This window comes from Streptomyces sp. NPDC007896, assembly GCF_042959425.1.
Classification (GTDB): Bacteria; Actinomycetota; Actinomycetes; order Streptomycetales; family Streptomycetaceae; genus Streptomyces.
Genome location: NZ_JBIBKX010000002.1, coordinates 592352 through 602152 on the forward strand (window position 1 = coordinate 592352; position 9801 = coordinate 602152).

Sequence of the window (9801 nt, forward strand, 5' to 3'; positions counted from 1 at the left end):
AACCGGAGGTAACAGCATGCAGGACAGCAATGAGTTTGAGATCGAGACTCTCGACACCGAGGGCGCCGCGGTCGTCGTCCAGTCGAAGTCCTGGTAGGGCCGGCTCGGACCGGCCGGACTCGAATTAGGCGGCGGCACCCTGTGCCGTTGAAGTTGAGCGAATACTCTCGCGGAATCCTGAACCGGAGGTAACAGCATGCAGGACAGCAATGAGTTTGAGATCGAGACTCTCGACACCGAGGGCGCTGCGGTCGTCGTCCAGTCGAAGTCCTGGTAGGGCCGGCTCGGACCGGCCGGACTCGAATTAGGCGGCGGCACCCTGTGCCGTCGAAGTTGAGCGAATACTCTCGCGGAATTCTGAACCGGAGGTAACAGCATGCAGGACAGCAATGAGTTTGAGATCGAGACTCTCGACACCGAGGGCGCTGCGGTCGTCGTCCAGTCGAAGTCCTGGTAGGGCCGGCTCGGACCGGCTGGACTCGAATTAGGCGGCGGCACCCTGTGCCGCTGAAGTTGAGCGAATACTCTCGCGGAATTCTGAACCGGAGGTAACAGCATGCAGGACAGCAATGAGTTTGAGATCGAGACTCTCGACACCGAGGGCGCCGCGGTCGTCGTCCAGTCGAAGTCCTGGTAGAACCGGCAAAAGCCTGCTGAATTCAAGGTAGGCGGCGGCGCCACGTGCCGCCGCCTACCTGGCCTCATATCCTGGCGATCCCAAGGGGGGGAACATGACCGACACTAAAGATCCCGGCCTTGGGCCGACCATAGCGCGCAGTGGCCATTCCACAGTCGCACCTTGGGTCGTACCGATGCCGCAGAAATCCGGGAAGCTATATCTAGTGGGCCCGCGCATGGCATTGCTGGGGACCCGCGAGGGCGTCACCGGCGCTGCGCTGGTGGCCGCCGGCCACCAGGACTTCACCCTGGCAGCCCCCGAACCGCTTCTCGACCTCAATCTCGGCTCGGCGCGGGGAAATGGCACTCCTGACCTGATTCTACTCGACCTCGTCGGGCGACCGGACGTGTGGCTGTTGCGCGACGAACTCGCTCAACAGGGCATCGTGACGACTTCAGTCCTCCCTGACGCGCAGGAGCTCGGTGCGTCCGACAGGACACCGGTGCTTGTTCTCGCTGATCGTGAGCCCGTGACCCCTTCGGCATGGATACGGGAACTGCTGCGCTCACGGCCGGTGCTGTGGGCCGGAGAGTGCTCCGACGGCACACACGTCGGTCCGCTGTTCACGGAGGAGGCGCAACTCGACGACTACCTTGAGGCGACCAGCGTCTGGGCTTCCGACCGACTCCTGGGCGACATGGGCATGCGCGAGCGTCCGCTCCCGCTGCTCTCCGGGGTGCCCGAAAGGCCCCGAGACCTGGCGCGGACCGTTGCCGCTGTCCTGGGCGGCGGCCGTTCTGACGGGGCGGTGCTCGTTGACGGAATGAGAGAGGTGGCCTTGTGGACCGGCCTCCGGACGCAGCCCCGGCCGCCCGAGGACCTGCTGGGTGAGCTGAACTGGGCGAAGGGCCTCGTCAAAGATCTCGTGACCGAGCCGATGAGCGGCGATGTGGGGATTCAGGTGGTGACCTGCCGGACCCCGTGCGGGGTGGGCACTGCCGAGTTCGAGTCGAACAGCGGAAAGGGTGCCACCGTACGCAAGGCCACCGAGCGAGCCCTCGGCGAGACCGCAGAACGGTTCGCGGCGTGGCAGGCGAACGCTGCCCACGGACCGCGATGCCACCCGCGCCGATACGGACTTGAGGATTTTCACGCTTTCGGCGAGTTGTATGAGGCTCACCGGTGCGAAGGCTCGCCCGACATCGAGTGGACCACGGCCGTGTCACTGGTATCTGGAGACCCCTACGACGTCCCGGCTTGTCTGGTCGCGTTCCCTTACTTGCCCAGCGCCGGCCATACCCGGCCAAGCAAGGGCGACACTTCAGGACTTGCTTCCTACCCCGGACGCGACCAAGCGGTATTGCGAGGCCTGCGCGAAGTGCTGGAAAGGGATTCTCTCTACCCGAACTTCATGCACCAGCGCCCGGGAACGTTGCTGCGGACCGAGCCAGGCGGTGTCTTCGATGACAAGCAGACGTTCTGCGTGGTGTATCCGGATGCGCCAGTCCCCCTGGTGCATGCCTTTGTTGTGGACAGCAGTAAGACGGACACGCCGATAGCGGCTCGGGGCACGGGAAGCGGCCTCACCTGGCAGGAGGCGCGCGAGCGGGCACTGGAGGAGGCTCGCCAGTTGCTGGCGCAGTCCCACCGAGGCCGTGAGCTAGCCCTCGCGGACGCGTTCGACGCATGGTGCCGTCCCGATGTGACCTCCCAGCTGCTGGACTACCTCGAACACCTCCCGGAGGGCGATCCCACGGGACCGGAATCCGGCAGCGCCTCCGAGCAGTTGGCATCGCTCGTGGAGACGCTGGGCGCGGCCGGCCAGGATGTCCTGGTGGCCGAACTGCCCAACCCCGTCCGCGGCTGGACGGCCGTACGTGTCCTGGTTCCCGGGGCCACGACCAACCAGTGGGCCTCCGCAAGCGCCGGAGGGCGAAAGCTGCGAGGAGCTGTCTGGACACACGGGATCCCCGCGTAAGCCTCGGCTCATCCAGGGCCTTCCTGAGGTTCTGTCACGAGTCGAATACTCCTAAGGGTTGTTCTACCTTCTCGACGTGGGTCTGCTCTGGTCGTTCGTAGGATCGGAGGACCGGACCTTGCTGATCGCGGCGTACTGGCGCACGAACCTGACGATGCGCCGGCTCGCTCCGCTGTTCGGGGTGTCCAAGTCGGCGGCGTACCGGATCATCGGCCACCTCGGGCCGATGCTCGCGCTCCAGCCCCGCAAGCGGTTCACCAAGGGCACCGTGCTCATCGTGGACGGCAAGTCCGCGACTGCCGTCTCAAAGACGACGGCGTCCACCACGCCATGCACGGCATCGCCCGGATGCACAACCTCGCACGCGCCGGATAGGCCAGCGGGCCGCACAGCGGCCAGCGATGCCCGATGCGACTCGAAGATCATTTACGGGACAACCCTGAGCACACGGGACGCCCGACCGATCCGATGGACCGACCTGAACGAAAGGAACAGCGATGAACACGACAGGTGCTTCCGGCCTGACGCTTCCCCAGTGCTGCGCCCACCTCACGTCCTCCTGGGGCGACGGTCCGTTCACGGCCGTCGCCCATGTGGCAGCTCCCACGGGCCTCCCGGCCAGGACCCGGGCCCCGAAGCCCGAGCCGGCTTCCGAGCCCACCGCATTCCTGCTGTCCGCGAGCCAGGCGGTCGGTGCGTGACCGACAGCGACCTCCAGATCGCCGGCGACATCCTTGAGGTCCCGCATCTCCTGCAGCCTCCGCGGGAGCAGCCGGCCACCGTTGCCGAGTTCGTAGGGCTGGCCTGCTCGATCGCCGCGGATCGCGACCAGTGGGCGCACCTCGTTCGCTACGACGCCACCAGTCGTTGGTATCACCGGCTGAGCGCCGACCCCGGCCATGAGGTGTGGCTACTGTCCTGGGTGCCCGGGCAGGGCAGCGGGCTGCACGACCACGGCCGCTCCTCTGGGGTGCTGACCATGCTGGAGGGCACGTTGACGGAGCGGACGGAGAGAGGGAGGCGTGTACTGCGGCCGGGCGTGCAGCGGGTGTTCGCGCCAGGGTACGTGCACCAGGTCATCAACGACGCACTGGAGCCGGCGGTGAGCCTGCATGTCTACTACCCGGGCCTGACCGAGATGCGGATGCACATCGCCACCCACTGCGAGGCGTGCATACAGCCGACTGCCTGACGCCTTGTCGTACCCGTCTCGAGTGAGTGCCCCGCCGGACTTGCGGAGCAAACGACCTCGCAGGGCGCGCGATGTGCTGTGCGCCCTGCGGGGATGCTTCAAGGCCCCCGTCGGGTCATTCCCGCGCAGAGCCGCGCCCGGTCACATCCGCTCGGGCGCGGAGACACCGAGCAGGTCCAGGCCGTTGCGCAACACCACCCGGGTGGCGTCCGTCAGCCACAACCGGGCCCGGGTTAGCTCCCCTGGCTCCTCGCCGTCCCGGGGAAGGATCCGGCAGCTGTCGTAGAACCGGTGATAGGTCCCCGCCAGCTGCTCCAGATAGTGGGACAGCCGGTGAGGCTCGCGCAGGCTGGCGGCGGTGGCGATGACCTGCGGGAACTCGACCAATACGCCAAGCAGGTCGGCCTCACGCTCCTGTACGAGAAGGGACGGCTCGAAGTCCTCGGGGTCACCCTGGTCCACCCCGCTCTCCGCGGCCCTGCGCCGGACGGCGCACAGCCGTGCATGGGCGTACTGCACGTAAAATACCGGGTTGTCGTTCGACTGCCGAGTGAGCAGGTCGATGTCGAGGTCGATTGTCGCGTCGATGCTTGCGCGCGTCAGCGCATACCGCGCCGCGTCGACCCCGACCGCCTCGACGAGGTCATCCAGCGTCACCACCGTGCCCGCGCGCTTGCTCATACGCACGGGTCGGCCATCCTTGACCAGATTGACCAACTGGCCGATCAGGATTTCCAGGGTGCTGTCTGGATCGTCACCGAAACAGGCCGCCATGGCCTTCATGCGGCCGATGTAGCCCACGTGGTCGGCGCCCAGCATGATGACGACCTTCTGGAACCCCCGAGACCTCTTGTTGAGGTAGTAGGCGCAATCTGCGGTGAAATATGTCCAGGTTCCGTCGCTCTTCGCCAGGACGCGGTCTTTGTCGTCACCGAAGTCTGTAGTGCGCAGCCAGACCGCGCCGTCGGCCTCGAAGACGTGCCCAGCTGCGCGCAAGCGGGAGACAGCCGCGTTCAGATCCCCCCGGTCATGGAGGTCCTTCTCGTTGAAATAGACATCGAAGCGGGTATCGAACCCAGCGAGCGATCTCTTGATTTCGTCGAACATGAGGGACGTTCCCTCAGACCGAAAGACGCCGAGTGTTTCGGGGGCATCCAGGTCCGAAGTTTCGGGACACCGCATCAGAATGGTGCGGGCTATTTCCTCGATGTAGGCGCCGGCGTAACCGTCCTCGGGAACCGGAACACCCTTGGACGAAGCGAGCAGCGACCGGGCGAAACGGTCGATCTGCATGCCTGCGTCATTGAAGTAGTACTCTCGGGTGACGTCCGCGCCGACGGCTTCTAGGAGTCGGGCCAGCACGTCTCCTACGGCCGCCCATCGCGCACCGCCGATGTGCACGGGGCCAGTCGGATTGGCTGAGACGAACTCCAGATTGAGCCGCAGACCCGCCATCAGGTTCGTGCGACCATAGTTCGTGTCGGCCGCGACGATGTCACGGACGATGGCCCCCTTGGCGGCACTTTCGAGCGTGACGTTCAGGAAGCCGGGGCCGGCCACGTCCACTTTGCTGATACCGGTGGCAGCGCTCACTGCCGGCGCCAGCAACTCTGCGACGGTACGAGCAGGGAGGCCTGCTGACTTGGCGAGCTGCAGAGCTACGTTACTCGAGTAGTCACCGTGACTTCGCTGACGGGGTCTTTCCAGTTGGGCCAATTCGGGCGGATCTGCGGAAATTACCCCCGAATGAATTGCTTCGTGGACGCATTCTAAGATTATGTCGGCGAGTTCTGCTGGATTCACCCAACAAGGCTACAAGCCCGGCCCGGATCCTGACCGCCCTGCGCGACGGCCCGCACTCCCGTCTCACAGATCGCCGACCCCGCCCGCGGCCGCTCCGTCACCACCGACGCGCTGACGCAATTCAGCTCGGCCGGCACCCACGGCCTGCCCGTCCTGACCGCCGAAGGAGCTCTCGCGGGCCGGCTGTCATGGCAGGACGTCCTCAACACCCTGACTGGTACGGCTAGTTGACCTGCACCACGCAGGGACTGGTGATCACTCACCGGACCCTGCGTGCTGCGTGCACTCCGCGCTCTCAGCTTCTGCCGCTGGTCAGCGTGACCGTCCCTTGCGCTGGCTCGTTCATCCGGACCGGCTCCCGCCGCACGATGCCTCCGGTGGCGCAGTTCATCTCCAGGCCTCCGTTGCACATCGGCTCGTAGCCACAAGTCACCGAACGGCCGTTCAACGATGCCCTTGTAAGAGCTCCACGGCACATCGACCGTCATGGGCTTGCCATTGAGGCCGGTGCCGCTGCCGGTGACCCGGCCGACCGACGTCGGGCCCGACGACTGCTTCTTCCTGCTGAATCTGACGTTCTTCACGCTGGGAGCTGACGCGCGTGCCGGCGCAGCAGGCGAGCTACCCGGCGCGAGCGGCTACAAGGCGTGGCGGAGCGAGAACCACACGTGCGGCCCAGCGCGTCCGGCCGTCGGCCGGACAGCCCTGACGCTCGGCATGGCTTGAGCTGCTGGCCCGCGTCCGGCGGAACGGTGGTACGGCAGAGGAGTTCATCGGTCGGTCAGGACCTGGGGTCCAAGCACGCGTCCCTGTTGTCACCTCTGAGGGCGCGAACAAGGTGCAGGACGTGCGGTTCGTTGGTCTGGACGGCCCGGGTTGGCTGTTGCGGGGCACGATCACTGGGACGGGGGCCGTTCCGAGAAGTACTGATGCGTGGTCTTGCGGAAGGCGGCTGGTCGGGCGCTGACGAAGCCTGTCTGTGCTCCGCGAGGGTTGCCTACGAACCCCGCTGCTGGCCCTGCTGTACTCCGGTGCTACTCCACTTTCTCCTACTCCTGGGGAGCGAGATTTCCATGATCCACTCCCCGCTCACTCCCGAGACGGTCCAGGGAACGCATCAGGCCCGGTTTCCGTTTCCGGAAACCGGGCCTGACCTGGTGTTTCAGCTGTCGGGGTGGCGGGATTTGAACCCACGACCTCTTCGTCCCGAACGAAGCGCGCTGCCAAGCTGCGCTACACCCCGATTGTCACTGCTCTCGCGGCGACGTCGTTTACTTTAGCCCACTGGTGGCCGGAGACGAAATCCGGTTTTCGGGGCGTCGGCCGCGGTAGCGGTACGGGTCGGGGCGGACGTGGTCCAGGGCGATGACGAGGAGGGCGAGGGCGTAGAAGGCGACGCCGAGGATCGCGGTGTTGCCGAGGATGCCCACGTAGCCGTGCCGGTCGACGTCCACGAAGGGGTAGAGGTAGCGCGCCAGGGTGCCCGGCGGCAGCATCGCTCCGCGGACGAGGGAAAAGCCCAGGTAGGCGAGGGGGTAGACAAGCCACGTCGTCGCATGCCGGATGGCGAACGGCGCCGGGCGGGTCAGTAGGAGCCAGTCGATGACCGCGGCGATGGGGGTCGCCGTGTGCAGGATCTGGTTCGCCACCGCCTGCCAGCCGGTGGGTGGGGCGATACCCCCGGTCATGGAGAAGCCGCTGGACGGGTCCGCCAGGACCAGGTGGTAGACCAGGCCCGTGATCGAGATGTAGAGCAGCGTGCCGCCGGTGAGGACCGCGGGCAGCGGGCGACGCGCTGTCCATGCCCGCCGGGCCGAGGCGGCGAAGACCACCGCCACCAGCAGGTTGGCCTGGATGGTGAAGTAGCTGAGCACGTGGAGCGGACTGCCCAGGCGCATCTCGATGGCCACGCCCGCGGCCGCGACGAGGGCGACCAGGAGGCGGAAGGTGGCCACCAGCGGGCGACGCACGGGGGCCACCACTGCCGTCGCCGGGACGATGAAGGGGGCCGGCGAGGGGATGCCCGGTATCGCGGGCAGGTCGGGTATGTCCCTGGGGATCGGGGCGATCATGTCCCCACGCTAAGCGCGGGGGGCGAATCGGGCGATATGGGTCACCCGGGTGGGTGACGGCCGGGCGTGGACTCGCACCCCATCAACAGCAACAGCAACAGCAACAGCAACAGCAACAGCAGCAGCAATATCAACGCTCCGCACGACGCTGTCGACCCGAACGACGTGACTGACCCGAACGACCCGATCGACCTGCCCGTCGCCTCCGCACTGGACGCCGCTTTCGATCGCCCCCACGCTCGACCGCCGCACACTCCGGCCGACCTGCCGCCGGCCGACCTACTGCCGAGCGACCAGCGTCAGCAGTGACGCCTCCGGGGGGCATGCGAACCGTACCGGCGTGTAGCGGCTCGTACCGCAGCCCGCCGAGACGTGCATGTACGACGTCTGCCCCTCCGTCGAGTGCGTGGACAGGCCCTTCACACGGTCCGTGTCCAGGTCGCAGTTGGTGACGAAGGCGCCGTAGAAGGGGAGGCACAGCTGGCCACCGTGAGTGTGACCGGCCAGGATCAGGGGGTAGCCGTCCGCCGTGAACGCGTCGAGCGCACGCAGGTACGGGGCGTGAACCACGCCCATCGAGAAGTCGGCCGACTCCGACGGGCCGCCGGCCACGCGTGCGTACCGGTCCCGCTTGATGTGCGGGTCGTCGAGGCCGGTCAGCTCGATCTCGGCGCCTTCTATCTTGAGCGTCCCCCGGGTGTTCGTCAGGTTCAGCCAGCCCGCCGTGTCGAAGCCGTCGCGCAGGTCCTCCCACGGGTTGTGGATGGCGCCCACGACCGGCTTGTTGCCGTTCAGACCGTGACGGCCATGGGACTTCTCCAGCAAGTACAGGGCGGGGTTGCGGAGTCTGGGGCCGTAGTAGTCGTTCGAACCGAAGACGTACGCACCGGGGAACTCCATCAACGGGCCGAGGGCGTCCAGGACTTCGGGGACGCCCTCAGGGTCGGAGAGGTTGTCCCCGGTGTTGATGACGAAGTCGGGGCGCAGCCCGGCCAGGGAGCGGAGCCAGCGCTGCTTCTTGCGCTGACCGCTCACCATGTGGATGTCGGAGACCTGGAGGACGCGGAGCGGCCGCATGCCCGGTGGCAGGACCGGGACCGTCACCCGTCGGAGGCGGAACGAGCGGGCCTCGAAGCCCGCCGCGTACAACAGTCCGGCGGCGCCCACCGCCGTGATTCCCAGGGGTACTCCGTATCGCGCGCGCATACGTCCATCGTGTCAGACCCCGACACCCCCGCGTGCCGCCCTGTGGACAACCTCGAACCTGTGGACAGCCTCGCGCCCATCGACGGCGCGTCCCGGGCACGGTGCTGAAATCAGCAGGCGACCGCCGCACCACACCTGCGACAATCGACGGCATGACCACGCTCAAGTCGAAGCTGCAGGAAGACCTCAACGCCGCCATCAAGGAGCGCGACGAGCTCCGCTCCGCGACGCTCCGGCTGACCCTCGCCGCGATCACCAAGGAGGAGGTCGCGGGCAAGACGAAGCGCGAGCTCTCCGACGACGAAGTACAGAAGGTGATCACCCGCGAGGCGAAGAAGCGCCGCGAGGCCGCAGACGCCTTCGCGCAGGGCGGGCGCCCTGAGTCGGCCGAGCGGGAGAAGGCGGAGGGGGAGGTCCTCGCCGCGTACCTGCCCAAGCAGCTGTCCGACGAGGAGCTCCAGCAGATCGTCGGGCAGGCCGTCGAGGAGGCCAGGGCGGCGGGTGCCGAGGGGCCGCGTGCCATGGGTCAGGTCATGAAGATCGTGAACCCGAAGGTCGCGGGGCAGGCCGAGGGCGGCCGTGTGGCCGCCGTGGTCAAGAAGCTGCTCGCGGGCTGAGCCCAAGAGGGACCGGAACCAGTAGCAGTAGTAGACGACCGGAACCAGTAGCAGTAGTAGACGACCGGAATCCGTAGCAGCAGTAGGCGACCAGAACCAGTAGCAGACGCAGAACCCGGACCAGTACGAGTACCTGCACCCGCACCCGTACGCGTACCCGTACCAGCCCGCCCACCGAAAGCCGTCGGCCGCGGCCCACCCCCCCCCCGGGGGGGGGGGGGGGCCGCCGGGGGGGGGGGGGGGGGGGGGGGCGCGGGGGGGGGGGGGGGGGGTTAACCGGTCGCCCCCCCCGGGCGGGGTGGGCCCTAATATAA

At 67.1% G+C, this 9801-nt stretch carries 10 protein-coding genes, 1 tRNA gene and 1 pseudogene; 8 read left to right on the forward strand and 4 right to left on the reverse strand.

Features of this window, described 5'->3' with window-relative positions; all coding sequences use genetic code 11:
• Positions 1–731 precede the first annotated feature (731 nt).
• The 4 genes and pseudogenes from ACFZDJ_RS10245 (at position 732) to ACFZDJ_RS10260 (ending at position 3789) form a co-directional block, all read left to right on the forward strand.
• Complete coding sequence (locus ACFZDJ_RS10245; protein WP_391057627.1) at positions 732–2597, forward strand: YcaO-like family protein; 1866 nt, start codon at positions 732–734, stop codon at positions 2595–2597.
• Between the two features lie 97 nt (positions 2598–2694).
• Positions 2695–2883, forward strand: a pseudogene (locus tag ACFZDJ_RS10250) (transposase family protein); the annotation flags it as partial.
• Positions 2884–3094: 211 nt separating this feature from the next.
• A complete protein-coding gene (locus tag ACFZDJ_RS10255) occupies positions 3095–3298 on the forward strand; it encodes a hypothetical protein (RefSeq protein ID WP_390934363.1) in 204 nt (67 codons plus the stop codon).
• Positions 3295–3789, forward strand: coding sequence for a cysteine dioxygenase (locus ACFZDJ_RS10260; protein ID WP_390934352.1), 495 nt, complete (start codon positions 3295–3297; stop codon positions 3787–3789). Before ACFZDJ_RS10255 ends, ACFZDJ_RS10260 begins: the two co-directional genes overlap by 4 nt.
• A gap of 141 nt (positions 3790–3930) precedes the next feature.
• On the opposite strand, the gene argS is transcribed toward ACFZDJ_RS10260, so the two are convergent.
• A complete protein-coding gene (gene argS, locus ACFZDJ_RS10265; RefSeq protein WP_391057630.1) occupies positions 3931–5592 on the reverse strand; it encodes an arginine--tRNA ligase in 1662 nt (553 codons plus the stop codon).
• 492 nt (positions 5593–6084) lie between these two features.
• Here argS and ACFZDJ_RS10270 point away from each other — a divergent pair, with 492 nt between their 5' ends.
• Together ACFZDJ_RS10270 and ACFZDJ_RS10275 are read left to right on the forward strand one after the other, a co-directional pair.
• Complete coding sequence (locus ACFZDJ_RS10270; RefSeq protein WP_391057634.1) at positions 6085–6318, forward strand: hypothetical protein; 234 nt, start codon at positions 6085–6087, stop codon at positions 6316–6318.
• 4 nt (positions 6319–6322) lie between these two features.
• The gene (locus ACFZDJ_RS10275; protein ID WP_391057867.1) at positions 6323–6559 is read left to right on the forward strand and encodes a DUF3710 domain-containing protein; all 237 of its coding nucleotides are present in this window, start codon (positions 6323–6325) and stop codon (positions 6557–6559) included.
• Between the two features lie 202 nt (positions 6560–6761).
• Here ACFZDJ_RS10275 and ACFZDJ_RS10280 read toward each other — a convergent pair.
• Both ACFZDJ_RS10280 and ACFZDJ_RS10285 read right to left on the reverse strand, forming a co-directional pair.
• Positions 6762–6835 (reverse strand) — tRNA-Pro (locus tag ACFZDJ_RS10280).
• Positions 6836–6863: 28 nt separating this feature from the next.
• Positions 6864–7664 (reverse strand): Pr6Pr family membrane protein, encoded by an 801-nt coding sequence (locus ACFZDJ_RS10285; protein WP_391057637.1) that lies wholly within the window; start codon positions 7662–7664, stop codon positions 6864–6866.
• Between the two features lie 66 nt (positions 7665–7730).
• Between ACFZDJ_RS10285 and ACFZDJ_RS10290 the strand changes: the two genes are divergently transcribed.
• The gene (locus ACFZDJ_RS10290) at positions 7731–7973 is read left to right on the forward strand and encodes a hypothetical protein (protein ID WP_391057640.1); all 243 of its coding nucleotides are present in this window, start codon (positions 7731–7733) and stop codon (positions 7971–7973) included.
• On the opposite strand, the gene ACFZDJ_RS10295 is transcribed toward ACFZDJ_RS10290, so the two are convergent.
• Positions 7944–8870, reverse strand: a complete 927-nt coding sequence (locus tag ACFZDJ_RS10295; protein WP_390934240.1) for a metallophosphoesterase — start codon at positions 8868–8870, stop codon at positions 7944–7946. The genes ACFZDJ_RS10290 and ACFZDJ_RS10295 overlap by 30 nt on opposite strands.
• Positions 8871–9022: 152 nt before the next feature.
• Here ACFZDJ_RS10295 and ACFZDJ_RS10300 point away from each other — a divergent pair, with 152 nt between their 5' ends.
• Positions 9023–9487 carry a GatB/YqeY domain-containing protein gene (locus ACFZDJ_RS10300; RefSeq protein WP_168494112.1) on the forward strand — a complete coding sequence of 155 codons (465 nt, stop codon included), beginning with the start codon at positions 9023–9025 and terminating at the stop codon, positions 9485–9487.
• The last annotated feature ends 314 nt before the right edge of the window (positions 9488–9801 follow it).

What these genes read in the sequence shown, in the direction of transcription:
- ACFZDJ_RS10245 (WP_391057627.1), top strand. Translation starts at nt 732, where the DNA reads ATGACCGACACTAAAGATCCCGGCCTTGGGCCGACCATAGCGCGCAGT.
- ACFZDJ_RS10255 (WP_390934363.1), top strand. Translation starts at nt 3,095, where the DNA reads ATGAACACGACAGGTGCTTCCGGCCTGACGCTTCCCCAGTGCTGCGCC.
- ACFZDJ_RS10285 (WP_391057637.1), bottom strand. Translation starts at nt 7,664, where the DNA reads ATGATCGCCCCGATCCCCAGGGACATACCCGACCTGCCCGCGATACCG.
- ACFZDJ_RS10295 (WP_390934240.1), bottom strand. Translation starts at nt 8,870, where the DNA reads ATGCGCGCGCGATACGGAGTACCCCTGGGAATCACGGCGGTGGGCGCC.
- ACFZDJ_RS10300 (WP_168494112.1), top strand. Translation starts at nt 9,023, where the DNA reads ATGACCACGCTCAAGTCGAAGCTGCAGGAAGACCTCAACGCCGCCATC.